The following is a 26,220-nucleotide window of genomic DNA, read 5'->3' as shown; positions in this document are numbered from 1 at the left end:
TCCCGGGCCGGGTCGTGAGCTGCGCAGTACCCATCGGAGAATTCGGAGGAACCATGGGCAAGTCTCCCCTCGCCGCCGAGCTTGGGGTCAGTACCGGCGCGTTGAAGCACGGGTTGCCGTATCTGGCGCTCGGTGCGGGGCGGCCGCTGGTTTTCCTGCGCTGGTTCACCCCCGATCACGCCAACCCGCGCGGCTGGATGCGTGAGGCGGAGATCAGGATGCTGGCGCCGCTGGCCCGGCATTTCCGGGTGTACGCGGTGAATCGCGCGCCGCGGATGCCCGAGGGCACCACCATGCGCGATATCGCCGGGCAGCACGCCGAGGCGCTGGCCGCCGAATTCGGCGGCCCGGTCGATGTGATCGGCATGTCCTCGGGGGGTTCGGTGGGTCTGCAGTTGGCCGCGGACTATCCGGCCGAGGTGCGCAAGCTGGTGGTGGTGTCGTCCGGCTACCGGTTGGAGGAGGCGGCCCGCGCCTCGCAGATGCGGTACGCGCGGGCGGCCTATGAGGGCCGCCGCGCGCTGCACCTGCTGTCCGACGCGCTGTTCTCCTCGCCCGCGCTGAGCCGGGTCGCCACCGCCGCCATGTGGCTGCTCGATCCGCTTGTGCGGCCGCTGAATCCGGCCGATACGCTGGCCTTCGCTCGGGCCGAGGACGATTTCGACATCGGCGATCGGCTCGGCAAGATCGCCGCGCCGACCCTGGTGATCGGCGGGGAGCGCGACGCCTACTATTCGACGGAGAATTTCCGTCGCACGGCGGATGGAATTCCCGACTCGCGCTTGACCATCTATCCCGACGCGACGCATACGGGTGTGCTCAAGCATGCGCGTTTCACCTCCGATGTCATCGAATTCCTGACCCATTAGGTACGCGGTGTCGCCCGCCACGAACCGCGGCGCGGCCCGGTGGTGGCGGCCGTGCGCAGCAACTGCGGCAGTTCGTCGGGATCGTCCAGGTCATCCCAGGTCCAGCGGACCACCGACCAGCCCATGGCGCGCAGTTCGGCATCGGTGACATGGCCGGCGGCCGCCGACTGCGGTAAACCGTTGTGGCTATGGTCTTTTCGATCGAATTCGCCGATGACGCCGAGGTCGTCGAAGAGGAAGTCGACCGGGCCGACCGGCTCGCCCGCCTCGGTGAGGACGAAGGCCTGCAGCTCTGGTGCGGGCAGGCCCGCGCGGTGCATCGCGACCCGGCTGCGCGATTCGCCCACGCATTCGCTGCGGCCGTCCAGGAACGAAATCACTTGCGCCGCTTTGCGATAGCCGGGCCGGTGTTCGGCCCGGCGCAGATGCTCGCGGAGTTCATCGGCGGTGGTCAGGCCGCGGTGCAGTGCCGCATCGCCGACGATGACGGCCTGCTCGAATCCCTCCCATCTGGCGATATCGATGACCGTGCGCGGCGGGGTGGTGACCCGGATGCCGTTGACGATCGTGACCTCATCCGGCGCGAATTCGGCCGAGTGCATGACGATCTGGCCGCCCATACATCCTCCGTTGCTGGTCTTGCGGGTGAGATGGACGCGATCGAACCGGGGCGCCCGGACGGGCAACCGGTGCAGTACTGCCGCCGAAGCGTGGCTTGTGGCCGCGCCGGCGGGCATGAGTTCGGCGATCGCCCGCACACGCAGCAGATGCCGACCGGCAGGGGTGCGGTCGGCGGACGCCGCATCCGGACGTGGATATCGCGAGCCCGGCGGCCGCGCCGGGTTGCGCGAGATCAGTTGCGGTGCATCCATATCGCGATCCTCGGCCGCCGCAGGCACCGCGACAACCACCCGATCACCGATTGGGGACAACTCCAGGGGTGTTGATAACTTTTGGTCGAAAGACCAGCTCAGCCGAGGTGCGTCATCCCCGCGGCGACCACCTGCGCGACGTTCAAGATCTCCTCCGCCGTCGGCATCGGAACTCCGTCGAGCGCGTGCAAGCGATCGGTGCTCGCGATCGCGAACATCGCGGAAACCCAGGCGGCCGCGCAGGCTCGAATGGTGCCGGGGCGCACCGGATCCGGCGCGCTGGCCTGTAGCACCCGCGCCGTGACGTCGAGCAGTTGATCGCGCAGCTTGCGCAGTTGACGCCGCACGTCCGGATGGGTGTCGGCCTCGCGCCACATGATCACCCGCAGCACCGAGGAGTGGTGATCGCGCAGGTTGAGCGCGGCGTCCAGGTTCACCAGGCTGGTGGCCGGATCGCCCGGTGCTACAACGGTGCCGATGTCATCGATCGGCGCGGCGGGCACCCGCTCGGCCATCAGCGCGGACAGGATCGAATCCTTGGTCGGAAAATAATAGAAGACGAGGCCCTTCGGCACCTCGGCGGCGGCCGCGATGGCCGCGGTCGCGGTGGCGTCGAAACCCTGTGCGGCGAAGAGTTTCTCGGCCGCGTCCAGGATGAGCTGACGGGCGTCGCCGTCCACCTTCGCGGAACGGCGGCGCCCCGCTCGACCCGATTTCCCGGGCCTTCTGGGTATCGGCATCTGCATCAGTGATGCGGCACCATCTTGTCCAGGCGACCCGACACCATCGGCAGCGCCGCCAGCGCGGCCACCACCGTCACCACTCCGACTACCCATGCCGTCCAGGATGCGCCCTTGTGGTCGCTCGCGAAGTCCATTACCCACGGCGAGATGAACAGCAGCACGCCGAAGACTCCGAGCGCGTAATCGCCGAGCGCCCCGACGGACCGGTACATCTGCACCAGACCGGTGAGCGCGATGAGCACGCCGAGCACGATCAGCGACCACATGGTCTTGTCGCTGTGCGTCACCCAGATCGGGGACAGTGCGGTGATCACGCCAAGCACGGTTACCAGGAAGTGCTGTGCGCGGCTATCGGTGAACATATGTGCCTCCTTGGGCTCGGATTATGTCCTGTTTCCGGTATAAACCTGATTGACCGCCCGATCAATATCCGGATGGATACGATTGATGCGTCAAATTCACGGGGGTGGCGACGGGCAGTGGCGCGGCATGTCATGATCGCTGGCATGTGACCGCCGCCACTGTCGGGTTCAACCAAGCAGACGTTAGGGTGAGTTCGTGTCGCCTTCCGAAAAAGCCCCGATCGTGATCGTCGGCGCCGGGCTCGCCGGACTTCGTACCGCGGAGGAGTTGCGGCGGGCCGGATACGCGGGCCGGCTCGTTTTGGTAGGTGACGAGGCGCGGCTGCCGTACGACCGGCCGCCGCTGTCCAAGCAATTCGTGCGCGGCGAAACCGATGACACCACGCTGCGGCCCGCGGCGTTTTTCGCCGAGAAGCGGATCGAGCTGCGCCTGGACGCCGCGGCGGTCGGCGTGGATACCGAGGCGCGCCGGGTCGAACTGGCCGACGGCGGGTCGCTGGCCTACGACCAGCTGATCATCGCGACCGGCCTGCGCCCGCGCCGGTTACCCGGGCTGCCGGATCTCGGCGGCGTGCACGTGCTGCGCGGGCACGCCGACGCGAGTGCGCTGCGTGCCGAATTGGCCGGTGTCAGTAGGGCGCTCGTGGTCGGCGCCGGATTCATCGGCTGCGAGCTCGCGGCGAGTTTCCGGGCGAGCGGACTCGATGTCGTACTGGTGGAACCGCAACCCGTACCGCTGGCGGGCGTGCTCGGCACCGAGGTCGGCGCGCTGGTGGCGCGCCTGCATGTGGCCGCGGGTGTCGATCTGCGCTGCGGGATCGGGCTGGACACCTTTGTCGCCGACAGTGCGGAACGGGTTCGTGCCGCGCGGCTGTCCGACGGCGCCGAGGTGCAGACGAACCTGGTGGTGATCGGTATCGGTTCGCGTCCGATGACCGAATGGCTGGCCGGTTCCGGTATCGCGCTCGCCGATCCGGCGGACGGCGGCGGCGTGCTCGCCGATGAGGTCGGCCGCACCTCGGCCGACGGGGTGTGGGCGGTCGGCGATGTCGCGGCGTGGTTGCACGACACCGGAATTCGCAAACGGGTCGAGCATTGGACCAACGCGGGCGAACAGGCCAGGCTGCTGGCCTGCGCGCTGCTCGGCACCGAACCGCCGACCGCGGCGCGGGTGCCGTATTTCTGGAGCGACCAGTACGACGTGAAGATCCAAGCGCTCGGTACGCCGTCGGCATCCGATGACGTGCATATCGTCGCCGACGACGGCAAACGCTTCCTGGCCTACTACGCCCAGCACGGACATCTGACCGGTGTGGTCGGGGCGGGTATGACACCGCAGGTGATGAAGGCGCGGGCCAACGTCGCTGCCGGTACGGCGATCGACGAGATGCTCGCGCCGAGCCAGTGACGCAGATCCGTGTGGGATCGATCGCCGCACTGTAATACGGTGGTCGTGTGATCGTCGCGCTCATCGATTCGGGTCTCGGCATGCTGCCGACGGCGGCATGGTTGCGCAAGTTGCGTCCCGATGTGGATCTGCTGCTGCAACTGGATCCCGACGGTATGCCGTGGGGACCGAAACCGGAGCAGTGGACGATCGATCGGGTGGTCGGCACCGCGCATCGTTCGATCGAATTGGGCGCCGAGGTCATCGTGCTGCCATGCAATACCGCCAGCGTCACCGCGCTCGAGCAGGTGCGCGCCGAGGTCGGCCCGGACATCCCGGTGATCGGCACGGTGCCCGCGATCAAACCGGCCGCGGCGGTGTGCGCCTCGGTGGCCGTGTGGGCGACGGTGGCCACCACCGCGAGCCGGTACCAGGCCGATCTGATCGCCAGATTCGCCGGTGAGGCGAAGGTGGTCGGCGTCGCCTGCCCTGGCCTGGCCGAGGCGATCGACGCGGGCGATCTGGCCGCCGCGCGGGACGCGATCCGGCTCGCCGCCGAGCAGACACCCGCCGACGTGGACGGTGTGGTGCTGGGCTGCACCCACTATCCGCTGATGCTCGACGCGATCGTCGGTGCGCTGCCCGATGCGGTCCGGCTCTTCGACAGTGCGCAAGCCGTTGCGGCGCAGACGATTCGGCGCATGGACGCACTCGGCCGCCCGACCACCGGCAACGGCGGGGTGCTCGTCTTCAACAGCGGCCGCCCCGGCGAATTGCCAAGCAGCGCTGCCGCTTTCGAGCCCGGACGGATTCTCGGCGCACAGGCGTGACCCGACCCGGCGCTCCGACGGCGCAGCAGGTGCGGGCGGCGCTGGCCGAGGTCGCCGATCCGGCCGATGCCATTGCGCTACAGCGCTTTTTCAAGACCGGGCCCGGCGAATACGGTGCGGGCGATGTCTTCATCGGCGTGCGGGTCCCGGTGACTCGTTCGATCGCGAAACGCTTTGCGGCACTTCCGCTCGACGAGATCGACCTACTGCTGGACAGCCCGGTGCACGAGGAGCGGCTGGCCGGGCTGGTGCTGCTCAACGGCCGGTTCGCGCGGGCGTCGCGCGGCGTACCCGACGAGGTCGAGCAGCGCAGAATCGTCGACCGGTATCTGGCCGCCGTGCGTCGCGGCCGGGTGAACAACTGGGATCTGGTGGACGTTTCGGCCGAGAACATCATCGGGCCGTGGCTGCTGGACCGGCCTCGCGATCTGCTTTTCGAACTGGCCCAAGCGGATTCGCTGTGGGAGCGGCGGGTCGCGCTGCTGTCCACCTTCGCGTTCATCAAAGCGGGCGATGCGTCGACCACCTTCGCGCTGAGTGAGTTACTGCTCGACGATCGCCGCGACCTGATCCAGAAGGCGCTGGGCTGGATGCTGCGCGAGGTGGGTAAGCGGATCGATCGAACCCTGCTCACCGGCTTCCTCGACGTCAATGCCGCGAAGCTGGGCCGCACCGCATTGAGTTATGCCACAGAGCATTTGGATGCCGAAACGCGCGCCGACTACCGTTCGCGCTAGAACTGGATGCGCAGGCGGTCGGTCACCGGATGTGCCTGGCAGCCGAGGATGTAGCCGTTCTCGATATCCTCCGGGTCCAGGATTTCGGAGTTGTCCATCTCGACCTTGCCCTCCAGCACCGTGCACGCGCAGGAGCCGCACTCGCCCTCCTGGCAGGAGTAGGGCACGTCGATGCCCTTGGCCAGCATGATGTCGACCAGCGTCTGCTTGCGCGGCCACTTCAGCTCGTGCACCTCGCCGTCGAGTTCCACCTCGACGGTGGCAGCCTCGGCCGCGTCCTGCTCGCTGACCTCGACCGGCTCGGCGTCGGTGAACGGGTCTCCGGCAAGGGAATTGAAGATTTCGGCGTGGGTGCGCGCCCGCGGGACGCCGAGCCGGGACAGTGCGTCGTGCACGCGGTCCATGAACGGTTTGGGCCCGCACATGAACGCCTCGAAATCCGTGTACGGCGTCACCAGGGTGGCGAGTCCGTCGGCGGTCGGCAGGCCCTGCAGCGGCTCCAGCCAGTGAATTACGGTGAGCCGCTGCGGATTCTTGTCGGCCAGCTCGCGCAGTTCGGTGGCGAAGATGACCGATTCGGCGTCGCGGTTGGCGTATACCAGCACGATTCGGCCGTTGCCCCGGGCCAGCGCGGATTTGAGGATGGACATCACCGGTGTGATTCCACTGCCCGCGCCGAACAGCAGCAGATCGGCGTCCAGGTCCTTGGGCGTGAAAACCCCTGAGGGCGGCAGCACTTCGAGCTGATCGCCGGCTTTCACGTTGTCGCACAACCAGTTCGAGCCGTAGCCGTCGACGGTGCGCTTGACGGTGACCTTGGGCCGGTCATCGGTGAACGGGGAGCTGGCCAGCGAATAGCAGCGCGCCACCGAGCCGGTCAGCTCGCTCGGGATGCGCAGGGTGAGGAATTGGCCGGGCTGGTAGGCGAATTTGGCGGACAACTCGTCGGGCACGTCGAAGACCAGCGAACAGGTGTCGGGTGTTTCGGCGATGACCGCGGCCACCCGCAGTACGGCCGAGCGCGAGCCGTGCGGAAGCTCCGATGCTGTCGTCATATCGTCCTCTCGAATAGGGCGCCCCGCCGGGTGCGCCCCTCGAAGCAAAACTAGAACGTGTTTCAGTTTTATCGTACGTCTGCCTTCGGCTGACGGACAAGCTGGGCCTCCAGGCCCGCGACGAGTACGTCCATGCCGAAGTCGTACGAATACTTTCCGCGCAGGTCCGCAATGTATTTGGTGGCGCGTGCCACCGAGTCGGGGAGGGTGACATCGGCGGGCGCCGAACGGTCGCGCGGGTTCACCCGGCTGCGGCCGAACAGGTAGGTGTGGATCGTCGCGTACGCGGCGAGCACATTGCGGTCGTTGAAGCCCGCGTCGAAGAGTATCTCCATCACCGCCGCGATCAAATCCAGCTGTTTGCCGAGCATCTGCTCGATCAGCACATCGCCGAGGCCGGGATGTTTGCGCAACTTCTCATCGATCTGGTCGACGAGGTCGCGCAGGCGCTGCTGCCACGGCCCGGATTCCGGTGGTGGCGTGCGCACTCCGGTGAGCGCGGCACTGGCGACGAGGTCGAGCAACTCGCGTTTGTCGGCGACGTAGTAGTAGGGCGCCATCGGTGAGACGCCCAGTTCGCGGGAGAGTCGCCGCATCGACAATTTCTCCACGCCGTCCTCGCGGACCACCCGCAGCGCCGCCTCGACGATCTCGGATTCCGACAGTGTTTGATTCGCGGTACCCCCGGTCCCGCCGTGGTTACGCAAGCTTCCGCCTCCGGGTCCGACCCTCGTACCGCTGGGCGTTGCCGCCCCCACTCGCCCGCATCCGTCCGATTCCCATGCCACCTCTACCACGCGGGTGCTGATCACCCGTCACGTTCTGTTCAGCTGCTTTACATCCGGAAGTCTAGAGCGCCTACCGGGTGCGCCGGGGCGGTGCGCATACCACCGCGACGGGCGACCGGCCGGTCCGGCGCGTTGTCGGCGGCGCGTCGCGGCCGGGAATTCGGGTAGAACCCGTTCCATTTCGTCAGTCGATGACGTTATCGTGTGATCGGGACTACATCGGGTAGTCGCGAACGCCTGACTCGGAGGTTGCCATGTCGCAGTACGCATTCCCCGCCGCCGGCGAGGTCGATGACGCCGACCTGATCGAGGAGACGCTGATCGAAGAGGTGTCCATCGACGGCATGTGCGGCGTCTACTGACATGCTCGACGTCGAAACTCGATGGCGGCTGCATCCCCGGGTGGCGCTGCGCCCCGAACCGTTCGGTGCGCTGCTCTACCATTTCGGCACCCGCAAGCTCTCCTTCCTGAAGAGCCCGCGGATCGTCGAGATCGTCCGCTCGTTGCCCGAGCACGCTTCGGCGTCCGCCGCGATCCGGGCCGCGGGCATCGCCGATGACGCGGCGGGTCCGTACCTGCGGGCGCTCGCGCAGCTGGCCGAATCCGACATGCTGGTCGGTGATGGGAAACAGGTTGTCGCACAGCCTGTTTCGGATATTCCGAGCAGGATCGCGCAACCGGCGCGCGGCACCCGCCTGATCGACAAATTCGAAACCGGTTTGGCCGCACCGATCTGCCTCACCTGGGAACTCACCTACGCATGCAATCTGTCCTGCGTGCACTGCCTTTCCGCATCGGGACGGCGCGATCCGCGCGAGCTGAGCACCGAGCAGTGCAAGGCGCTGATCGACGAGTTCCAGCGGATGCAGGTGTTCTATGTGAACATCGGCGGCGGCGAACCCACCGTGCGACAGGACTTCTGGGAGCTGGTCGACTATGCGACCGCGCACGACGTCGGAGTCAAGTTCTCCACCAACGGTGTTCGCATCACCCCGCAGGTGGCCACGCGGCTCGCCGCGAGCGACTATGTGGACGTACAGATTTCGCTGGACGGCGCGGATGCCGAGGTGAACGATGCGGTGCGCGGCCCCGGTTCGTACGAGATGGCCATTCGCGCATTGGAAAACCTCGCGTCGGCGGGCTTCCGGGACGCCAAGCTCTCCGTCGTCGCGACAAGGCACAATATCCCGCAGCTCGACGAGTTCCGCGCGATAGCCGAAAGATACGGCGCCACACTGCGTTTGACGCGTCTTCGGCCGTCGGGCCGCGGTGCGGACGTATGGGACGAACTGCATCCGACGGCCGAGCAGCAGCGCGAACTCTACGAGTGGCTGCTGCGAAACGGCGAGGGGGTGCTCACCGGCGATTCGTTCTTCCATCTGTCCGCGTACGGCGAGGCGCTGCCCGGGCTGAATATGTGCGGCGCGGGCCGGGTGGTGTGCCTGGTGGATCCGGTCGGCGATGTGTACGCCTGCCCGTTCGCCATTCACGACCGGTTCCGGGCCGGGAATGTGCTGGCGGACGGCGGTTTCGAGCGGGTATGGGCGGATTCGGAGCTGTTCGCCGAACTGCGCGTGCCGAGTGGCGGCGGGGCCTGCTCCGGCTGCGCGCACTACGACGCCTGCCGCGGCGGTTGTATGGCGGCCAAATTCTTCACCGGGCTGCCCGCCGACGGACCCGATCCGGAGTGCGTTCAGGGTTACGGCGCGGCGGCGCTCGCCGATGGCGGGCGCACCATTCCGCGTCCGGCGGTCGATCATTCGCGTCCGAGCGCGGCGCGGCGCGAGTCCCGCGGCCCCGTCCCGTTGACGCTGTCGGTTCGCCGACCGTCGCGTGCCTGCGCGGAAAGCCCGCTGGCGTAGGGGTGAAGCGATAGCCGGGGATGTGCCGATTGGCGATAGCTGAATGGTTGCCAGAGTGGGGTTTCGGTCCGCTGGCGACCGTTCGGCATATGCGATCGCGCGGGATTGTGGACGCGGGCCACGGGTTTCGGGTGGATTTCTGTCCTTTTTACCGGGCCGATGATGCCTGCGCGCGAATCTCCGCCTAGCATGCCAGGAATGCGCAATGATCGCCTGCCCGACGGATTCGGGGTGCGGATCGATCCACGGGTACGCGCATACTCCGGAGGGCGGATCCTCATCGGGGGTTCGCCCGCGAGGTTGCTGCGACTTGCCCCGGAGGCCGCCGAGATGATCGGCGACGGGTACCTGGAGGTGACCGGTCCGAAGTCCGCCGTCGTTGCCAGAAGGCTGCTCGACTCCGGGGTCGCCAATCCGCGGCCCCGGCTGTTGCCGTCGCCGGAGGACGTGACCGTCATTGTGCCGCTGTACAACAACGCGGACGGGCTCGCCCGGCTGCTCGCGGCGCTGCGCGGTCACAATGTGATCGTCGTCGACGACGGCTCGGACCAGCCGGTGCGCATCCCGCGCAACCGAGGCACCCGCTGCCGGGTCACCGTGCTGCGGCACGACCGCAGGCAGGGCCCCGCGGCGGCGCGCAATGCCGGATTGCGGGCGGCGACAACCGAGTTCGTCGCATTTCTCGACTCCGATGTGGTGCCGCGCAGCGGTTGGCTCGAGGTGATGCTCGGTCACTTCAGCGATCCGGAGGTCGCGCTGGTCGCGCCGCGCATCGTCGCGCTCGACCCCGAGTCGAATACGCTGGCCCGCTACGAGCACACCAGGTCGTCGCTCGACCTCGGCAGGCGCGAGGCCGCGGTGCAGTCCCGCGGGCTGGTCTCGTACGTGCCGAGCGCGGCGCTGCTGGTGCGCAGGCGGGTGCTGCTCGGCGAGGGCGGCTTCGACGAATCCATGCGGGTGGCCGAGGATGTCGACCTGTGCTGGCGGCTGGAGCAGGCGGGCTGGCGGCTGCGCTACGAACCGGCCGCGCACGTCGCGCACGACCACCGGGTGTCGTTCCGCGCGTGGTTCGGCCGAAAGCTGTTCTACGGCACCGGCGCCGCCCCGCTCGGCGAACGGCATAAGGGCATGGTGTCGCCGCTGCAGGTGCCGTCCTGGACGGTGCTTGCCACCGTGTTGTTCGGCACGCTGACCAAGTGGGGGATGTTCGGCGGGCTGCTGACGCTGGCCACCGCGCTGATCCGACTACGCAGGGTGTTCACCGGCGTCGACAATTCGACGCGGATCGCGGCCATCTACCTCTCGCGCGGATTCTTCGCCGGACTGTGGCGGCTGGCCTCGGCGATGTGCAGGCACTACTGGCCGGTCACCCTGTTGGCGATGTTGGCGTCCAAGCGGATTCGCCGGATCGCGGTGACCATGGCCGTCGCGGACGGACTGGCCGATTGGTTCACCCACCGCGATGCGGGCGGACTCGATCCGGTGCGCTATGTGGCGTACAAGCGGCTCGACGATATCGCCTACGGCGCCGGGCTGTGGCTCGGCGCATTCCGCGCGCGCAGCGTCGAGGCGCTGAAACCCACCGCGCCGCCACACTGATCGCCCGGTCCGGATGGTCGACACGCTCGTCATCGGGGGCGGTACCGCGGGCTGTGTGCTTGCCGCGCGGTTGAGCGCGGATCCCGGGCACCGCGTATTGCTGTTGGAGGCGGGCAGCGGTGCGGTATCGGCCGAGCTGCGCGATGCCACCCGGCTGCCGATCGGACCCGAAGCGGACTGGCTGTGGCGCTATCCGGTGACGCTGGCCGCGGGCGTGCCGGGAAATATCGTGCGCGGCAAGGTACTCGGCGGTTCCGGCGCGATCAACGGCGGCTATTTCGCGCGCGCGACCGCGGCGGATTTCGCGGCCTGGTCGGCGGGCATCGGCCCGACGTGGGCATTCGACGCGGTGCTTCCCGGATATCGGCGGCTGGAACGGGATCTGGACTACGGCGACAGTCCCGAGCACGGTGCCGACGGCCCGATTCCGGTGCGCCGCATCGCGAATCCGGCCCCGATCACCAGGGAGTTCGCCGAAGCCGCTGCGGCAGCGGGCTTTCCGCTCATTCCGGATTTGAATGCGGTGGCAGCGCCCGCCATCGGGCTGGCGCCGGTGCCGTGCAGCGTCGATGACGGTCTGCGGATGGATACCGGGTCGGCCTATCTACGGCCCGCGCTCGGGCGACCGAATCTCGTGGTGCAGGACAAAACCCTGGTGACGCGCATCAGATTTCGCCGCGATCGCGCGGTCGGCGTCGATTATCGGCGCGGCGGCGCGACGGGCACGATCGCGGCCGGCCGGATCGTGGTCTGCGCGGGTGCGATCGAATCGGCCGCGCTGCTGCTGCGGTCCGGGATCGGCGATCCGGAACGGCTACGGGCGCTGGGCATTACGGTTGTCCAGGCGCTGCCCGTCGGCGAGCGGTTCAGCGACCACCCGGAGATCGGCATCGAATATCGGCGCGACACAACGCATACCGGGCGCGGCGGTGTCGCGGTGGAATATGTGCTCGCACTCGACGATCTCGAGATCCGGCCGTACACCGTGACATTCCGGCCGGGGGTGCGCATGCTCGGCGTCGCGCTGATGCGGCCACGGTCCGCCGGGACAGTGCGACTGCGCTCCGCCGACCCGGCGGAGCCACCGCTGATCGAGTACCGCTACCTCACCGCAACCGAGGATCGGGAGCGGCTGCGCGCCGGTGTCGCGGTGGCCGACGAGCTATTGCGCAAGGTGCCAGCGGTACGGGTGACCGCGCGGGCGCCGTCCGGCGACGGTACGGCGTGGGCTGCCTGGTTGCTGGCGAATCTCGGTACCTCGCAACATCTTTCGGGAACCTGTCGGATGGGCCCGGCCGACGACGAGCGCGCGGTCGTCGATGCGCGGTGCGGAGTGTACGGGCTGGACGGTCTGTCCGTGGTGGATCTGTCGGTGGTGCCGGTGCCGCTGAGCCGGGGTCCGCAGGCCACCGTTGTGCTGCTCGCCGAGCGCGCGGCCGAATGGCTGAGCCGTTGCTGACCCGGCGAGAAGGCCCGAAAAAATAGCGCCCGAACCGCCGGACAGCCTGGCTTCGGCAAGTACGCTGGATGGTGGAGCGACCGGATTCGTCTCGGTACGCCCACACCGTTGCTTCGCCGGTGCCGGACTCGGGGAAGGTTCGGCACCGGCGGGCTTCGCTGGATTCCGCTGGCCGAATTGCGCAGGGCTGGATCGCTCTGGGCCGGATTCCGTTGACCGGCCGCCTCGTTGCGCTACATCGACCGGTCCGTCGCCGCCGCGAGCACCGGACGCGCCCGCTCCTGCCAGTCGGCGATCGCGGGCCCGCGCCGATGCGTCAGCGCCGCGTCGAAGAGCCGCGCGCGTTTGCCAACGGTCAGCCCGACGTAGGTGTTGCCGTCGGTGATGGCCTCGGTCGCGACGGCGCATGCGTGTTCGACCTCGCCGGATTCGAGCAGCGCGGTGGCGTGCTCGAACCGCACCAGCGCCGGTTCGGTGGTCTCCCTCGGGTCGTAGAGCGAAAGTGCCTGTGCCGCCGCCTGTGCGGTCTCCTCGGCGCGACCGAGCCGCGAATAACCGATCGCGCGATAGAAGGCGAGTTTCTCCGGCCGGAAGGAGAAAATGCCGACCGGTAGTTCGGCATTCGGAATTCCGTCCAACGCATTCGCCGATCGCGCGATGCAATATTCGAATTGCGCCGACTCGCCGACGCTCGCGTGCGCACGGGCCGCCATACCCCACAACCAGGCAGCCGCCGCACCGTGATTCGGATTTTCCCCGAGCCTAGGTCCCAGCAATCGCAGCACCTCCCTCGGCTTGTCGCTGTAGGTGGGCAGATATGCCAGACCGGCCAGCGCGATATCCTCGGAAAAACGATCTCCGATGTCCTGTGCCGCGTGGATCGCCGTGGTGTACCACATTCGGGCCCGGCCGAAATGCCCGTCGTTGAACAGGATTTCGCCGACGATATTGGCCAGCCGGCCCGCGCTGCGCACCAGCCTGATCTGCTGATGTGTCGCCTGCCGATCGGCGAGAATCGAACGGACGGTACGGAATTGCTCGAGCGTGCCCTGCAACAATTCGTGCGGTGGCACCTGAACAACGGTGCGGCCGAGCGTATCCGCCGATTCCTCCAGCAGGGCGAGCCTGCGTTCGCTTATCGATCCGGCGTCCAGGGTCGCCAGCATTTTCTCCGGTTCACCCGCGACCATGGCCGCCGCCTGGCCGGCCAGACCCGCGCCGATGCAGGCCAATAACTCTCGCCTCTGCATGTCGTCATCCTCGACTTCCTTGTCGAGGGCCGGGATTCGGCGGCCGGCGGCGCCGGCGGGGTTGGTGGGCGCCATCTCCCGGCCCGCTGTGATCGCCCGCTCGAATCGCGCGACGACGACTGAATCGGCCTCGGACAACACCCGGTCGAGTAAGCGCTGACTTGCGGCGTGCATCCGGGCGGTCCGGCCGTTTTCCCACAAGATCACGGTGCGCTGGGTAACTCCCACCAGGCGGGCGAATTCGGAGCGACTTCGCCGCATCGCCGTGCGCAGTGCGAGCACGTCTTCGCCCGTCCAGTCGATCTCAACCATAGGGATCGCTTCCTCGTACCGGACCGATACAAACGGAAATTACTCGCAATTATCCGCATTCGGGACTGGTATGCACGAGTGCCGAACGCGCACGCTTGATCGGCACCCGGCACCGGAGGGAACCGGCCCGAAACCCTTTCGTGGGCGTTGATTCTCCGATACCGCTGCACGGTCTCGACGCGGCCCGATCCAACCGCGTCGAATGCGGTATGGAGTGACGTCGCGGCGCCGGGTGCACACATCAGGCACCGGAGGTGAACAGATGGATGTACTGCGTACGGATATGCGCGAATTGTGGTTGGTACAGGGACGCGACTGTACGCAGGAACCTATCGGTTTGGACTACGACCGGGCGCGCTTTCTACTGACCGTGCATGCGGGCCACGGGGCCAGGTGTCGGCAATACCTGGCCGCCGCGGCCTACTGCTATCGGCGGGCCGCCGAGCGCTGACGCATCACACCGCGTCGGTGAGTGCCTGGAATTCCTTGTCGGACAATTCGATTCGCGCGGCTTCCAGATTCTCCCGCAGATGCGCGACGCTGCTGGTGCCCGGAATCGGCAGCATTACCGGCGAGCGGCGCAGCAGCCAGGCCAGCGCCAGCTGGGCCGGTGTCGAGCCGTGCTCCTTCGCGATCGCGTCGAGCGGTCCGCCGGGGCGGGCGAGTTCGCCGGTGGCGATCGGGAACCATGGAATGAAGGCGATATTCGCCTGTTCGGCGAAGGTCAGCACATCTTCGTCGGTGCGGTTGGCCAGGTTGTACAGGTTCTGCACGGAGACGATGGTCGCGATCTGGCTTGCCTGCTTCAACTGGTCGACGCTCACCTGTGAGACGCCGATGTGCCGGATCTTGCCCTCCTGCTGCAGCAGTACGAGCTCGCCGAGCTGATCGGCCAGCGGCACCTTCGGATCGATGCGGTGCAGCTGATACAGGTCGATTCGGTCGACGCCGAGGTGGCGCAGGCTCAATTCGGTTTGCTGGCGCAGATATTCGGGCCTGCCGAGCGGGCGCCAGTCGCCGGGGCCGGATCGGCTCAACCCGCCCTTGGTGGCGATGACCAGATCGTCCTGGTAAGGGTGCAGCGCCTTGCGGATCAGTTGTTCGCTGACGAACGGACCGTAGGAGTCGGCGGTATCGATGAAGTTCACACCCAACTCGACCGCGCGGCGCAGAACGCGCACGGCCTCGTCGGGATCCTTCGGATCGCCCCAGACGCCGGGACCGGTGAGCTGCATCGCACCGAAGCCGAGTCGGTTGACGGTCAGATCGCCGCCGATGGCGAAGGTGCCCGACGCATCGGCGGGGCGGGAGGTACTCGTTGTTGCCATAGGTGATCCTTTCGATCGGAGGATCGGGCTGTTGGACTGTAGTCCCCCAGGACCTACCAACAGCGCGGTCGCGTTCCCTGTTCCCGCTGGCTCGTCAGCCGAGCATGCGCAGCAATTCGGTGGCCGCCGGTGCGGAGGAGGCCGGGTTCTGGCCGGTGATCAGGTTCCGGTCGACGACGACGTGCGGCGCCCACGGCTCGCCCGCCTGGAAGTCCGCGCCGATGCCGACCAGACGATCCTGCAACAGCCAGGGCGCTTTGTCGGCGAAACCCGCCTGTGTCTCTTCGGCATTGGTGAACGCGGTCAGGCGGTATCCGGAAAAGGCATTGCCGCCATCGGCTTTCGTCGCGGCGAGCAGCGCGGCCGGGCCGTGGCACACCACCGCCAGCGGCTTGCCGGATTCCAGTGCGGCGGTGAGCAATCGGCCGGATTCCGGGTCGGCGGACAGATCCTCCATCGGTCCGTGGCCGCCCGGGTAGAAGACGGCATCGTAATCGTCGAGTTGGATCTTGCTGAGCGGCAGCGGGTTTCGCAGCTCATCGCTATCGGCCAGCACGGCCGCGATATGGTCGGCGTTGTCCTGCCCGCCCGCGGCGTCGGTGGTCAGGCTGGCGGCATCGGCGGTGGGTGGCACGCCGCCCGGCGTCGCCACCGCGATCTCGTGACCCGCCGCTTTGAACGCGGTGTACGGCACCACGAATTCCTCGGCCCAGTAACCGGTTTTGTGCGGCGTGCCGTCGGCGAGCGTCCAATGATCGACGCCGGTCAGCACGAAAAGGATCTTCGACATTGATGTCTCCCGAGTCCGGCCCGCGAACGGGCGGTGTCAGCCGTGATATGTCGCGGTCGGTCGCGCGACGTGCTCGAAGGTAGGCCGATCGGTCGGCGGTATCCAATGTGATCGCCGATATCGGACATCGGGATTTCGATGGGTCACCGGTGTTGTGTGCGCGGATTCACTGTGGTGGGAACTGTTGCTGCGGCGGGAACTGTTGCGGTTGTTGCGGCATCGCCTGCTGCGGCATCGCCGGTGGTTGCTGCGGCTGCTGCTGGGCGAATGGCTGCGGATAGTAGGGCTGTGCGGTGGGTTGGGCCGGTGCGGGCCACTGCTGCTGCGGCCACTGCCGGGCCGGTGCCGCGGGGCGGGGTGTCGCCGGTTTGGCCGAGATGATCGCGGTGATGGTCGCGGTGAGTGCGAGCAGGAAGATCGGGAACCAGACCACCGGGCTGTAGTGCAGGAAGGACAGGTGGTCCCAGAGCTGGCCGGTGAAGAAGTAGACAACATTGCTGATGGCGGTGAAGAGGAATGCGCCTGCACCGCTCGCGGCGAGCGCACGGAACGCTGGGTTGCGCGCACCCGCGCCCGTCATCAGCACGATGGCGGCGACGAAAGCCGCGAGGCAGTTCAGCGCCGTAGCCGTGTAATCGAATGCACTATCGTCGTATACGCGGCCCCGCTCCAGGAAGATCACGACGATCCGCAGAATCGCCGCCAGCAGCAGCGTCAGCGCCGTAATCCAGTCCGCTCCACTGGCTTTCGGGCGTACGGGCGGGGCGTATCCGGGTGCCGGATACCCGGTCGGATAGCCGGGCTGCTGCCCTGGCGCGAACGGTTCGGGTTGGCGCGGCGCGACCAATGCAAACTCCTTAATTCCCCCGGGACGGCCCCCTCGGCCGTCCGGCCACCATACCGAAGGCGCAGTTGCTCGGCATGACATCAGTTCCCCGTGCGCTCGGCGAACACCTCCTTGGCGACGGCGATCGCGTTGAGCGCGGCCGGGAATCCCGCGTAACCGGCCATCTGGCTGATCACCTCCACCGCCTCGGTGCGCGTGCCGCCGACGTTCAGCAGGCCGTGCAGGTGCACCTTCAGTTGCGGCGCGGCGGTTCCCAGCGCGGTGCAGGCGGCGACCGTCACGATTTCCCTTGTCCGCAGGTCGAGTCCGGGACGGGCGTAGATATCGCCGAAGGCGAATTCGATGACATAGCGGGCCAGATCCGGGGCGATCTCGCGCAGGGCGGTGAGTACCGCGTCGGCGGCGTGGCCGTCCACCTCTTCGAGCAGGGCGCGGCCGCGTTCGAAGCGGTCGCCGTCCTGTGCCGTGGCGGTATCGGGCGACTCGGGGAGATCGGTTCGGGCGGCGAAGATTTCGCGGGCCGCGAACAGCCCGTTCAATGCCGCGGGGAAGCCCGCGTAGATGGCGACGTGGATGATGGTCTCCACGATTTCGGTGCGGGTGCAACCGACGTTGAGCGCCCCGTCGATGTGGAAGCGCAGCTGCGGCGCGGCGTTGCCGAGGGCGGTGAGCGCTGCGACGGTGGCGAGTTGACGCTCCCGCAGCGGCAGGCCCGGACGGGACAGGATGTCGCCGTAGCCGAATTCGACGGTGAAGCGCCCCAGGTCGGGGGCGATATCGGCGAGGCTGTCGAGCACCGCCGGGCGTTCCTTACCGCCGATCTGCTGGAGCAGGGCGAGTCCGCGGGTGTACCGGTCGTCGTTGCTGGTCGGCTGCTGTGCGTTGGTCATGACTCAGACTCTAGGAGCTGGAGTTCACTCCAACGCAAGCCGTCGCGCGCGGGTTCAGAAATCGAAGACGTAGTCGTCGGTGTTCATCCGGACGCACTTGTTCGGATAGGTGTGCTGCCAGGAAACCTGCGCGCCGTTCCAAATGCCTTCCGCCGAAACGGTTATCGGCTGATAGATGAAGGGGCAGAAGCGGATGCCGTGCCCGCGCAATTTATCGAAATCGCCACCGGCCTCGGTCAATTCACCGCAGGCCTGACCGGATTTCGGATGGCTGCCGAAGACGAGCGGCGCGCAGACCAGCCAGGCGGTGCGCTGGTTTGCCGCAGTGGCGAGCGAATCTCCTTCGCCCACAGTCAAAGTGATGGCCGATGGTCCGTTGATGGCGGATTGGGCGTGCGCCGGAACCGCGGCGGGCGCCAGCGCGGCCAGCGCCCCGACGGCCGCGCTCGTCACTCGAGTACCCAGGGACATGGTCTCTCCTCGTAGCGGGTGGATCGACCGATCGTAGTGCGGTATTTCGCCGGCGAACCCGGTCTTCAGAGTTCTCTAATTCGTCCTGAACAGGGCTCTAATCACCCCGAATCAGGGGAAGTTCAGGGGTGACCCTGATGTGCTCCGACGGCTCGGAGCTTAGCGTCGAGGCATGCGTCTCTTGCCGATCGCCGGTGCTCTGTCCGCTGCCGCACTCATCGCCGGATGTTCGAGCGATTCGGGTGCGCCCGCGTCACCATCCCGAACCGGCCAGTCGCAGAACACCTCCCAGGTGCAGAGCGATATCGACGCTGCGGTGAAGTCCGGGGCGGTGGGTGCGATCGTCACGCTGAGCGACCACGGTCGGGACACCGTACTCACCAGTGGGTTCGGCGATCTCGAGGCGCGGACGCCGATCCCGGTCGATCCGCCGCAGCACGTGCGGGTCGGTAGCATCACCAAGTCGTTCACCAGCGCAGTCGTGCTACAGCTGGTGGCGGAGGGGAAGATTCGGCTGGACGAGCCGATCGAGACCTACCTGCCCGGGCTGTTGCACGGCGACGGTATCGACGGGCGCGCGATCACGGTGCGCCAGATCCTGCGGCACCAGAGCGGCATTCCGAATATCACCGACGGTCATGAGGTGGACGAGTACCAGGACGCGCTGGCGGGCCGGACGAAGACGCCGGAGGAGGAGATCGCGATCGCGCTGCGGCATCCGGCGGTTTTCCCGCCGGGCACCCAGTACAAGTACAGCAACACCAACTACATCGTCGCGGGCATGTTGATCGAAAAGGTCACGGGCGCAAAGTATGCCGACGAACTCGACCGGCGCATCCTGCGGCCGCTCGGGCTGCGCGACACCTATCTGCCGCCCGCGGGCGAGCGCGATATCCGTGCACCACATCCGAAAGGCTATGACACACAGGACGGTAAGCAGGTCGACGTGTCGCGGATCGAGCCGTCGGTGCCGTGGAGCGCGGGCGCGCTGGTCACCACCGGCGCCGATCTCAATCGGTTCTACTCGGCGTTGGCGGCGGGTCAGGTGGTGTCGGCGGAGCAGTGGCTGGAGATGCTGGATGGCGTACCGACCGGGTCGGGTACCGGACAGCTGTACGGACTGGGCGTTGGCATTGTGCAATTGCCGTGCGGTGCAAAGTTTATCGGCCATACCGGCGGGATCTATGGCTTCACGGCGCTGTCGGGCGCCACACCGGAGGGCCGGGCGGTGACCTACTCCTTCAACTCGGACTCGTTCCCGCAGCCTGATGTGATGTCCCTACTCGGCCACGCGCTGTGCTCCTGATCAGCCTTGCAGGTCCCGGGCGGCGGTGCGCAGCAACAGGTGGAAGCTGAGCGCGATGCCCGGCGAAAGCGCCGCGGTGAAAAAACCGGACCATGCCGATTCCAGTTCGAAGCGGCTCAGCCAGCGCACCCTGGTGCCGTTCGCGGTCTCCCGGAATTCCATGCGCCCCTGCTCATGTCGCAGCGTCGGTATGGACTGCAGGATTCGGTAGCACATGAGCGTCGGCGGATGGTATTCGACGATCTCCTCGGTCAACCGCAGCACGGGCGTCACGACCAGGCGCACCGCGCCTCGCCCCTGTGGATGGGTATCGCCGGGCCGCACCAACGTGACGCGCCGAACCAAAGGTACGCGAGGGTAATTCGTGGCATCGGTGAGCCAGTCGAAGACATCGGCGATGGGGGCTTCGATGGTTCGCTCGATGTCCACCGTGCGCATAGCGGCTCCACTCAGAGGAGATACTTCTGCCCGCGCATCCTACGGTGCATATCGGCCGCGGGGGCCCGAACTTCGGTATGGCCCCGCAGGAAACGCGTTTTCAACAACCGAGCAGGATGACCCGCATCAGGTGCGTCACCCGCGCCCTGGATGCGAGCGGATTGTCGGGGCCGAACCACTGGCCGAGGTCGACGACCAGCGCCAGCGCCGCGTGTACCAGCACTCGGGCCTCGGCCGCCGACAGCTGGGGCCGCACCGCGGCGACCAGTTTGGCCCACTCTTCGACGTTGAGCCGCTGGATATTTCGCAGCACCGTGCGGTCGTCGGCGGGCACGTTGCTGATCTCCGCGTAGTAGACGAAGGTGAGTTTGCGCTCGGCGAACGAACCCGCCACGTAGAGGTCGATCAGTCGGGTGAGCGCCTGCTCGGGTCCGTCCGAGGTGGCGATGGTGGGCGCGATCGCACCCGAAACCTGGTCCGCCGCACGGCGAAACGCGGCGGTGAGGATATCCCCCTTGCCGCGGTAGAACCGATAGACGGCCGAGGAGGCGGGCAGCCCGGCCGCCTGTGCGATGTCCTCGACGCTGACGTTCGGATAGCCCCGCTCGTGGAACAGTTCGATCGCGCACTTCAACACCAGTTCATGTTTGAACGTGCTCGGAATCGCGCTTGCCACAGGCGATTCCGGTTCATCATCGGGTGGCGGCAGCTCGCACCGGGCGACCGCGAGGCAGGCGTCGTGCAGCAGACCGCTCAGCGCGCGCACCGGGATGCCGACGTGGTGATCGGAGATACTGCCGAGCACGCTCATCGCGGCCGTCGCGAGCACCGCGCGCTCCGGGCCTGCCAGACCCGCCCTGGTCTGGCCGAGCAATTCCCGGATCGCCGCGACGGTGGCGGCGAGCTGCCGTTGCAGGGTGAGCCGGTCGTCCTCAGCCAAATACCTGCTCTGCCAACGCAATAGCGCCGCACTGCGGCGGCTGGCGATGGCGGCGGCGATGAGCGCGTCGATGACGTGCTCGAGCCGTTCGGCGGCAGTCCAGGCCGCCGCCTCGTCGGGAAGCCGTGCGGCGCGCGCGATCTGGTCGCCGAGCCGCAGCGCCTCCTCCCGGAAGATCGCGTACTTGCTCGGATAGTGCCGGTACAGCGCGGTGGAGCTGATGTCGAGCCGGGCGGCGATATCGTCCATGCTCACACCGTGATAACCCAGTGCGCCGAAGGCTTCCGCCGCCGCGGCCGCGATCTGGGCCCGCCGGTCGCGCGGCCGTCGCCGAATTGTCTTGGGCCCCTCCGGGTTCTGTCCATGCGGTGGACCCGCTCCCGGATCTCGGTCGTCGGCGGTCATGCCGCGATGTTAGCCCAATCGGACGTTCGGTAAAGCGGGCTTGCATCGCTGGACCCGAAGTGAATCCTTCGTCACAAACCAACCACCACGACGGGAGCTACGTTCGATTATTAGGCCGGACTCGACAGAATTGCCGATAACATATTTAGACCTGCGCGGGGCGGCCGAACAGCTCCAGCTGCATCAGCAGCCGCACCCGGTCCTGGGCGGCGAGCGGATCGTTGCCGAAGGCGCGGCCGAGGTCGACAACCAACGCGAACCCGGCGTGGATGAGGAATCGCGCATCCGCGGCCGAGAGTTCGGGCCGCACCTCGCGCAGCAGCCGCGCCCACTCCTCGACGCTGAGCCGCTGGATATTGCGCAGCACCGTCCGCTCCTCCGGCGGAACATGTTGGAACTCCGTGTAATACACGAAGGTGAGCGCGCGCTCGGTGAACGAGCCCGCCACGTACTGGCCGATCAGCGAATCGAGTGCGGCCTCGCAGCTGGTGTTCGCCGCGACCGCGGGACCGATCGCACTCGAAACCCGTTCCGCCGCACGGCGAAACGCGGCAGCCAGCAGATCGCTCTTGCCGCGGTAGAAGCGGTATACCGCAGACGCCGCGGAAAGTCCTGCGGCCGTGGCGATATCCTCGACGCTCACATTCGGGTAGCCATGGTCGTGGAACAGTTCGACGGCCTTGTGCAGCAGCAGTTCGTGTTTGAACGAGTCCGGGATCTCGATCGCCACCGGTGCCGCGGATGTCGGCTGCTCCGGCGGCAATTGGGCCTGCGCGATCGACCAGGAGGCCGAAGCGAGCAGGCGCGCAAGGGATTTCGCGGGCATGGTGGCGTGATGGTCGGCGATGCTGGTGATCGCGCTCAGCATGGCGGCGCGCAGCAGCCGGATATCGTTCTCGGTGAGTTCGGGCCGCAGCTCGTGCAATTGCTCGCCGAGCGCGCCGAGCACCGTCTGCTGCTGTTCGGCGAGCAGGGTCTGATCCTCCGGTTCGAGGTAGCGGCCCTCCCAGCGCACCAGCGTGACCGTCGGGCGGTTCTCGATCGTCACCGCGATCAACGCGTCGAGTATCTGGCGCAGCCGCTGCTCGGCGGACCGGCCCGCGGCCGCGGCGGGCAGCCGCACCGATTCGGTCATCGCCAGGCCGACCCGCATCAGCTCCTCGCGGAACAGCGCGTATTTGCTGGGAAAATGCCGATACAGCGCGGCCGAGCTGATACCGAGGCCGGAGGCGATGTCCTCCATGCTGACGCCGTGATAGCCGAGCGCGCCGAACGCGGCGGCCGATGCGGCGGCGATCTGGGCGCGCCGGTTCTTGGGCCTGCGCCGGACCTCCCGCGGTGCCGAGTCGGTGGCGTTCGCCCGGCCCGCGGCCTCGGCGGGCTGCAGTCCCCGGGCGACGGCCTTTCGCGCCGTACGGCGATTCTCGACACTCATGCCGGACATCGTAACTAGCCGCTGCCGCCGGGGATTTCCCCAGGTAGTGGTGTGTTCCGGACAACATGCATTTCGGATAGCGTCGCATTGTGTCCGATCAATCGGAGGATAGGGGTGGGACAATGAGTGACTTCGACATCGCCATCGTGCTGTATCCGGGAATGACCGCGCTCGACGCCATCGGGCCGTACGAGGTGCTGCGGATGATGCCCGGCGCGCGGATCCGGTTCGTCGCGCACGAGGCCGGTCCGGTCATCACCGACAGCGGTGTGCTGGCCATCGGCGCGACGCACACCTTCGCCGAGGTGCCGCGGCCACGGATAATCCTGGTCCCCGGCGGGCCCGCGGCCACCGCCGCATCGGCCGACGACAAACTGCTCGCCTGGCTGATCGCGGCGCATCGGACCAGCACCTGGACCACCTCGGTCTGCACCGGCGCACTCGTGCTCGCGGGCGCGGGTCTGCTCGACGGCGAACCCGCGACGACGCACTGGTCGGCGCAGCAGGCACTCGGGTTGCTCGGTGCGAAACCGCAGCGCGAAGAACGGGTGGTGCGGACCGGGAAGATCGTCACCGCCGCGGGCGTCTCGGCGGGCATCGATCTGGCGTTGTGGCTGGCAGGGGAGATGTTCGGGCGGGAACAAGCCGAGGCGATCCAGCTCAATATCGAATACGATCCGCGCCCGCCGTTCGACGCCGGACATGTGAGCAAGGCCAGCGGCGCGGTGAAACGCAAGGCGCTCGCCGATATGGTGCGCTCGGCCCCGGAAATGCGCGCCAGCGAGACGTTTGTCTCCTCACTGACCGGTGCACAGAAAACGCTGTGGCGCAGCGCTATTCGGCGGATGCGGCGCTGATTCGGCGGCGTGGGCGCACCGGCGGTGAGCTGCACCGGGGCGCGGGCCCGCAATGCTCGCTATGCTGCCGATGGGTCGGCCGTCTGGAAGGTATCGCGTGGAAGTAGGGGTGGGTGAGACATTTGCCGGGTACGTGATCGAGGACGTACTCGGGCAGGGCGGTATGGGCACCGTCTACCTCGCGCGCCATCCGCGTCTGCCGCGGATGGTGGCGCTGAAACTGCTGAACCGGGAGGTTTCCGCCGATCCGGAGATCAGGGCGCGGTTCGAGCGGGAGGCGAATGTCGTCGCCCGGCTGGACCACCCCGGCATCGTCGGAATCCACGACCGCGGCGTCGAGGACGATCGTCTGTGGATAGCCATGCAGTACATCGAGGGCGTCGACGCGGCCAAGCTGAATCCGCGAACAGTGACCGTCGAACGAGCCGTGCGGATCGTCGGCGAAACCGCGGCGGCCCTGGACTACGCGCACAGCCGCGGCGTGCTGCACCGCGATATCAAACCGGGCAACATCCTGCTCTCGACGCCCGACGCCGGTCGGGCCGAACGCGCGGTGCTCACCGATTTCGGCATCGCGCGGATGCTCGACACGAATACGAAATTGACTGCCACCGGCACGTTTTCGGCGACGCTCGCCTATGCTTCGCCGGAACAGTTGACCGGCGCCGACCTCGACCACCGCAGCGACCAGTACTCGCTCGGCTGCACGCTCTACGCGCTGCTGGCGGGTGAAACACCTTTTTCCGCAACGAATCCCGGCCAGATCGTGGCCGGTCACCTGAGCCAGCAGGTGCCGCCGCTCACCCGGGCCGATGTGCCGCCGCGGCTGCACGCCGTCATCGCGCGGGCGATGAGCAAGCGGCCCGCCGAAAGATTCGCCAGCTGTGGGGAATTCGCGGCGGCTGCGGCTTCAGTATTGCGTATGCGCGCGGAGCCGGGCGGTGGATGGCATGCCGGGCCACCGCGTGCCGGGATGCGAGCCGATCAGGCTCCGGCGCAAGGGATTCCGGGGCGGCGGCCGGGTTGGCTCGGGGCCGATGATCGGACGCGCGATTCGGTTCCTGGCGCGGTTCGAGCGTCGAATACCGGTGTGGCGCAAGGTGTTGGCGCCGGTGCGGGGCTCGGGGCCGCGCCCGGACCGGTGCCGGGAGTGCAAGGTCAGGCTCCGGCCGCGCCTGATGCCGCTAATGGGCGAGGTGCGCTTCCGGTTGCGGGGCAAGCCGGCGCGTACGGGCAGGGGCCTTCTCCCGCTGTGGGGCAATCCGCGACGCGGGGCCAGGCCGCCGCTCCGGTCGCGGCGCACGGCTCCGTCGCGGGCGCGGCGCATGGGCGAGGTCCCGCTGTTGCTCCGGCGCAGGCCGCCGCGCACGGGCGAGGCGTGATTCCCGCTGCGGGGCAGGTCGGCGCGCATCGGCAGGACGCGATTCCCGTTGCGGCGCAGGGTTCCGGCGCGGCCGGGGCGCAGGGGGTTGCGCGCGGGCAGGGTGCGGGTCCGGGTGCCGTGCGGGATCACGGCGCTGCCCAGGCGGCAGCGGGTGGGCAGGGTGCTGCTTCGGCGCAGGCAGCCGCCCGTGGGCACGGATCGGGCTCCGCCGCGTCGCAGAGTTCCCGGCGCGGTCCGGAACAGGGTCGGGGCGCGGTGCCCGTGGACGATGCGGCGAAGGCTCCGCGACGGGCGGATGCGAATACCGCGCGGCCCTCGTCCGGAGCCGTGGTCGCGTTGCCGGTCGGCCTGATGGCTCTGCTGGTGGGTGGGGTTCAGGCGTGGCGCGCCTACGGACACCTCGACACCATTCGCAGCAGCGTGCAGCACATGCTGGCGCGGTCCGAGTGGGGGCAGTTCGTGCTGCTGAATTATCTGACGGCCATTCCGAGCGCGTTCCTGTTGACACTCGGCGCGCTGCTGCTGTTCGTGCGGTGGCGGCGATCCCGGAGAATGCTCGTAACCGGTTGTCTGATAACGCAATTGAGCACGGTCGCGACAGTCCTGTGCTACCGGTTCGTCATGAACGGCGGCTTGCACACCAGCGTTGTCGCGGGGAACGGCGTGCTGTTCGCCGCCGCGACGGTGATTCTGTTCGGCGTGGCGTCGCGCCCCGTGCGTCGCTGGGCCGGGCGCGCCTGAGCGGACCCGTCCACGCGACATCTTTACGTCGATCCGACTTGACGCGGCTCAGCGGTGGGTCGACGATGGTCTGGTCAGCACCTCGCTAGGCGAGGCTCCTGTACGAACAAAGGCCACTGGTCCCACGACGTCGAGAGACGCCCAGGGCTAGGACAGATCGTCCCGGATTAAGGCGCGATCCAAAGTGGCTTCCCCGCAACGGGATACGTCGTGCAGTGCCGAAGCTCAGACGAGAGGGGTGCCCGCCCTGCCGTTTTCGGTG

26 protein-coding genes and 1 riboswitch are annotated in these 26,220 nt (G+C 67.7%); of the genes, 12 read left to right on the top strand and 14 right to left on the bottom strand.

Annotated features, from left to right (window positions below):
- Positions 1-53: 53 nt before the first annotated feature.
- The gene (locus F5544_RS40985; RefSeq protein WP_167478117.1) at positions 54-869 is read left to right on the top strand and encodes an alpha/beta fold hydrolase; all 816 of its coding nucleotides are present in this window, start codon (positions 54-56) and stop codon (positions 867-869) included.
- Here F5544_RS40985 and F5544_RS40980 read toward each other — a convergent pair.
- From F5544_RS40980 to F5544_RS40970, 3 genes are all read right to left on the bottom strand, one after another.
- The gene (locus F5544_RS40980) at positions 866-1,741 is read right to left on the bottom strand and encodes a hypothetical protein (RefSeq protein WP_167478116.1); all 876 of its coding nucleotides are present in this window, start codon (positions 1,739-1,741) and stop codon (positions 866-868) included. The genes F5544_RS40985 and F5544_RS40980 overlap by 4 nt on opposite strands.
- A gap of 98 nt (positions 1,742-1,839) precedes the next feature.
- Positions 1,840-2,481: a TetR/AcrR family transcriptional regulator gene (locus tag F5544_RS40975; RefSeq protein ID WP_167478115.1), complete on the bottom strand. Its 642-nt coding sequence runs from the start codon at positions 2,479-2,481 to the stop codon at positions 1,840-1,842.
- Between the two features lie 5 nt (positions 2,482-2,486).
- Positions 2,487-2,846, bottom strand: coding sequence for an SPW repeat domain-containing protein (locus F5544_RS40970; RefSeq protein WP_167478114.1), 360 nt, complete (start codon positions 2,844-2,846; stop codon positions 2,487-2,489).
- A gap of 196 nt (positions 2,847-3,042) precedes the next feature.
- On the opposite strand from F5544_RS40970, the gene F5544_RS40965 reads away from it, so the two are divergent.
- Genes F5544_RS40965 through F5544_RS40955 form a run of 3 tightly spaced genes read left to right on the top strand, consistent with a single transcriptional unit; the run spans position 3,043 to position 5,800 of the window.
- Positions 3,043-4,254, top strand: coding sequence for an NAD(P)/FAD-dependent oxidoreductase (locus tag F5544_RS40965; RefSeq protein WP_238846926.1), 1,212 nt, complete (start codon positions 3,043-3,045; stop codon positions 4,252-4,254).
- 47 nt (positions 4,255-4,301) lie between these two features.
- Entirely contained in the window at positions 4,302-5,063 is a 762-nt protein-coding gene (locus F5544_RS40960; RefSeq protein ID WP_167478113.1) for a glutamate racemase, read from the top strand.
- Positions 5,060-5,800, top strand: coding sequence for a DNA alkylation repair protein (locus F5544_RS40955; protein ID WP_167478112.1), 741 nt, complete (start codon positions 5,060-5,062; stop codon positions 5,798-5,800). The genes F5544_RS40960 and F5544_RS40955 overlap by 4 nt, the downstream gene beginning before the upstream one ends.
- Here F5544_RS40955 and F5544_RS40950 read toward each other — a convergent pair.
- Together F5544_RS40950 and mftR2 are read right to left on the bottom strand one after the other, a co-directional pair.
- Positions 5,797-6,855: a ferredoxin--NADP reductase gene (locus tag F5544_RS40950; protein WP_167478111.1), complete on the bottom strand. Its 1,059-nt coding sequence runs from the start codon at positions 6,853-6,855 to the stop codon at positions 5,797-5,799. The genes F5544_RS40955 and F5544_RS40950 overlap by 4 nt on opposite strands.
- 68 nt (positions 6,856-6,923) lie before the next feature.
- Positions 6,924-7,562 (bottom strand): mycofactocin system transcriptional regulator MftR2, encoded by a 639-nt coding sequence (mftR2, locus tag F5544_RS40945; RefSeq protein WP_167478110.1) that lies wholly within the window; start codon positions 7,560-7,562, stop codon positions 6,924-6,926.
- Between the two features lie 335 nt (positions 7,563-7,897).
- Here mftR2 and mftA point away from each other — a divergent pair, with 335 nt between their 5' ends.
- The 4 genes from mftA to mftG all read left to right on the top strand — a co-directional run bounded on the left by mftA (position 7,898) and on the right by mftG (position 12,564).
- Positions 7,898-8,005: a mycofactocin precursor MftA gene (gene mftA / locus F5544_RS40940; protein WP_167478109.1), complete on the top strand. Its 108-nt coding sequence runs from the start codon at positions 7,898-7,900 to the stop codon at positions 8,003-8,005.
- A gap of 1 nt (position 8,006) precedes the next feature.
- Positions 8,007-9,506, top strand: coding sequence for a mycofactocin radical SAM maturase (mftC, locus tag F5544_RS40935; RefSeq protein ID WP_167478108.1), 1,500 nt, complete (start codon positions 8,007-8,009; stop codon positions 9,504-9,506).
- 198 nt (positions 9,507-9,704) lie between these two features.
- Positions 9,705-11,105, top strand: coding sequence for a mycofactocin biosynthesis glycosyltransferase MftF (gene mftF, locus F5544_RS40930; RefSeq protein WP_167478107.1), 1,401 nt, complete (start codon positions 9,705-9,707; stop codon positions 11,103-11,105).
- A gap of 13 nt (positions 11,106-11,118) precedes the next feature.
- A complete protein-coding gene (gene mftG / locus F5544_RS40925; RefSeq protein ID WP_167478106.1) occupies positions 11,119-12,564 on the top strand; it encodes a mycofactocin dehydrogenase MftG in 1,446 nt (481 codons plus the stop codon).
- 233 nt (positions 12,565-12,797) lie between these two features.
- Here the strand turns inward: mftG and F5544_RS40920 are convergent, their stop codons facing one another.
- A complete protein-coding gene (locus tag F5544_RS40920; protein ID WP_167478105.1) occupies positions 12,798-14,126 on the bottom strand; it encodes a helix-turn-helix domain-containing protein in 1,329 nt (442 codons plus the stop codon).
- Between the two features lie 262 nt (positions 14,127-14,388).
- Here F5544_RS40920 and F5544_RS40915 point away from each other — a divergent pair, with 262 nt between their 5' ends.
- Complete coding sequence (locus F5544_RS40915) at positions 14,389-14,577, top strand: hypothetical protein (protein ID WP_167471249.1); 189 nt, start codon at positions 14,389-14,391, stop codon at positions 14,575-14,577.
- 4 nt (positions 14,578-14,581) lie between these two features.
- On the opposite strand, the gene F5544_RS40910 is transcribed toward F5544_RS40915, so the two are convergent.
- From F5544_RS40910 to F5544_RS40890, 5 genes are all read right to left on the bottom strand, one after another.
- Entirely contained in the window at positions 14,582-15,454 is an 873-nt protein-coding gene (locus F5544_RS40910) for an aldo/keto reductase (RefSeq protein ID WP_167478104.1), read from the bottom strand.
- Positions 15,455-15,548: 94 nt separating this feature from the next.
- Entirely contained in the window at positions 15,549-16,244 is a 696-nt protein-coding gene (locus tag F5544_RS40905; protein WP_167478103.1) for a type 1 glutamine amidotransferase domain-containing protein, read from the bottom strand.
- Positions 16,245-16,410: 166 nt separating this feature from the next.
- Positions 16,411-17,091, bottom strand: coding sequence for a hypothetical protein (locus F5544_RS40900; protein ID WP_167478102.1), 681 nt, complete (start codon positions 17,089-17,091; stop codon positions 16,411-16,413).
- An 80-nt stretch (positions 17,092-17,171) separates the two neighbouring features.
- Positions 17,172-17,981 carry a carboxymuconolactone decarboxylase family protein gene (locus tag F5544_RS40895; protein WP_167478101.1) on the bottom strand — a complete coding sequence of 270 codons (810 nt, stop codon included), beginning with the start codon at positions 17,979-17,981 and terminating at the stop codon, positions 17,172-17,174.
- Positions 17,982-18,035: 54 nt separating this feature from the next.
- Positions 18,036-18,452, bottom strand: a complete 417-nt coding sequence (locus tag F5544_RS40890) for a subtilase-type protease inhibitor (protein ID WP_167478100.1) — start codon at positions 18,450-18,452, stop codon at positions 18,036-18,038.
- 172 nt (positions 18,453-18,624) lie between these two features.
- Here F5544_RS40890 and F5544_RS40885 point away from each other — a divergent pair, with 172 nt between their 5' ends.
- Entirely contained in the window at positions 18,625-19,758 is a 1,134-nt protein-coding gene (locus F5544_RS40885; RefSeq protein ID WP_167478099.1) for a serine hydrolase domain-containing protein, read from the top strand.
- Here F5544_RS40885 and F5544_RS40880 read toward each other — a convergent pair whose 3' ends face one another.
- From F5544_RS40880 to F5544_RS40870, 3 genes are all read right to left on the bottom strand, one after another.
- Positions 19,759-20,196 carry an SRPBCC family protein gene (locus F5544_RS40880; protein WP_167478098.1) on the bottom strand — a complete coding sequence of 146 codons (438 nt, stop codon included), beginning with the start codon at positions 20,194-20,196 and terminating at the stop codon, positions 19,759-19,761.
- Between the two features lie 100 nt (positions 20,197-20,296).
- A complete protein-coding gene (locus tag F5544_RS40875) occupies positions 20,297-21,541 on the bottom strand; it encodes a TetR/AcrR family transcriptional regulator (RefSeq protein WP_167478097.1) in 1,245 nt (414 codons plus the stop codon).
- A gap of 145 nt (positions 21,542-21,686) precedes the next feature.
- On the bottom strand, positions 21,687-22,976 hold the full coding sequence (locus tag F5544_RS40870) for a TetR/AcrR family transcriptional regulator (protein ID WP_167478096.1): 1,290 nt from the start codon (positions 22,974-22,976) through the stop codon (positions 21,687-21,689).
- Positions 22,977-23,098: 122 nt separating this feature from the next.
- On the opposite strand from F5544_RS40870, the gene F5544_RS40865 reads away from it, so the two are divergent.
- Both F5544_RS40865 and F5544_RS46885 read left to right on the top strand, forming a co-directional pair.
- Positions 23,099-23,833 carry a DJ-1/PfpI family protein gene (locus F5544_RS40865; protein WP_167478095.1) on the top strand — a complete coding sequence of 245 codons (735 nt, stop codon included), beginning with the start codon at positions 23,099-23,101 and terminating at the stop codon, positions 23,831-23,833.
- A 109-nt stretch (positions 23,834-23,942) separates the two neighbouring features.
- Entirely contained in the window at positions 23,943-25,958 is a 2,016-nt protein-coding gene (locus tag F5544_RS46885; RefSeq protein WP_238846925.1) for a serine/threonine-protein kinase, read from the top strand.
- A gap of 74 nt (positions 25,959-26,032) precedes the next feature.
- Positions 26,033-26,203: riboswitch (M-box (ykoK) riboswitch) on the top strand.
- The last annotated feature ends 17 nt before the right edge of the window (positions 26,204-26,220 follow it).

It is taken from the genome of Nocardia arthritidis, from assembly GCF_011801145.1.
GTDB lineage: Bacteria > Actinomycetota > Actinomycetes > Mycobacteriales > Mycobacteriaceae > Nocardia > Nocardia arthritidis_A.
The sequence above is the reverse complement of the archived record's forward strand: the minus strand, read 5'-3'. Positions and strand labels throughout refer to the sequence as shown.

What these genes read in the sequence shown, in the direction of transcription:
- F5544_RS40985 (WP_167478117.1), top strand. Translation starts at nt 54, where the DNA reads ATGGGCAAGTCTCCCCTCGCCGCCGAGCTTGGGGTCAGTACCGGCGCG.
- F5544_RS40980 (WP_167478116.1), bottom strand. Translation starts at nt 1,741, where the DNA reads ATGGATGCACCGCAACTGATCTCGCGCAACCCGGCGCGGCCGCCGGGC.
- F5544_RS40975 (WP_167478115.1), bottom strand. Translation starts at nt 2,481, where the DNA reads ATGCCGATACCCAGAAGGCCCGGGAAATCGGGTCGAGCGGGGCGCCGC.
- F5544_RS40970 (WP_167478114.1), bottom strand. Translation starts at nt 2,846, where the DNA reads ATGTTCACCGATAGCCGCGCACAGCACTTCCTGGTAACCGTGCTTGGC.
- F5544_RS40950 (WP_167478111.1), bottom strand. Translation starts at nt 6,855, where the DNA reads ATGACGACAGCATCGGAGCTTCCGCACGGCTCGCGCTCGGCCGTACTG.
- mftA (WP_167478109.1), top strand. Translation starts at nt 7,898, where the DNA reads ATGTCGCAGTACGCATTCCCCGCCGCCGGCGAGGTCGATGACGCCGAC.
- mftC (WP_167478108.1), top strand. Translation starts at nt 8,007, where the DNA reads ATGCTCGACGTCGAAACTCGATGGCGGCTGCATCCCCGGGTGGCGCTG.
- mftF (WP_167478107.1), top strand. Translation starts at nt 9,705, where the DNA reads ATGCGCAATGATCGCCTGCCCGACGGATTCGGGGTGCGGATCGATCCA.
- mftG (WP_167478106.1), top strand. Translation starts at nt 11,119, where the DNA reads ATGGTCGACACGCTCGTCATCGGGGGCGGTACCGCGGGCTGTGTGCTT.
- F5544_RS40920 (WP_167478105.1), bottom strand. Translation starts at nt 14,126, where the DNA reads ATGGTTGAGATCGACTGGACGGGCGAAGACGTGCTCGCACTGCGCACG.
- F5544_RS40915 (WP_167471249.1), top strand. Translation starts at nt 14,389, where the DNA reads ATGGATGTACTGCGTACGGATATGCGCGAATTGTGGTTGGTACAGGGA.
- F5544_RS40910 (WP_167478104.1), bottom strand. Translation starts at nt 15,454, where the DNA reads ATGGCAACAACGAGTACCTCCCGCCCCGCCGATGCGTCGGGCACCTTC.
- F5544_RS40905 (WP_167478103.1), bottom strand. Translation starts at nt 16,244, where the DNA reads ATGTCGAAGATCCTTTTCGTGCTGACCGGCGTCGATCATTGGACGCTC.
- F5544_RS40895 (WP_167478101.1), bottom strand. Translation starts at nt 17,981, where the DNA reads ATGACCAACGCACAGCAGCCGACCAGCAACGACGACCGGTACACCCGC.
- F5544_RS40890 (WP_167478100.1), bottom strand. Translation starts at nt 18,452, where the DNA reads ATGTCCCTGGGTACTCGAGTGACGAGCGCGGCCGTCGGGGCGCTGGCC.
- F5544_RS40885 (WP_167478099.1), top strand. Translation starts at nt 18,625, where the DNA reads ATGCGTCTCTTGCCGATCGCCGGTGCTCTGTCCGCTGCCGCACTCATC.
- F5544_RS40880 (WP_167478098.1), bottom strand. Translation starts at nt 20,196, where the DNA reads ATGCGCACGGTGGACATCGAGCGAACCATCGAAGCCCCCATCGCCGAT.
- F5544_RS40875 (WP_167478097.1), bottom strand. Translation starts at nt 21,541, where the DNA reads ATGACCGCCGACGACCGAGATCCGGGAGCGGGTCCACCGCATGGACAG.
- F5544_RS40870 (WP_167478096.1), bottom strand. Translation starts at nt 22,976, where the DNA reads ATGAGTGTCGAGAATCGCCGTACGGCGCGAAAGGCCGTCGCCCGGGGA.
- F5544_RS40865 (WP_167478095.1), top strand. Translation starts at nt 23,099, where the DNA reads ATGAGTGACTTCGACATCGCCATCGTGCTGTATCCGGGAATGACCGCG.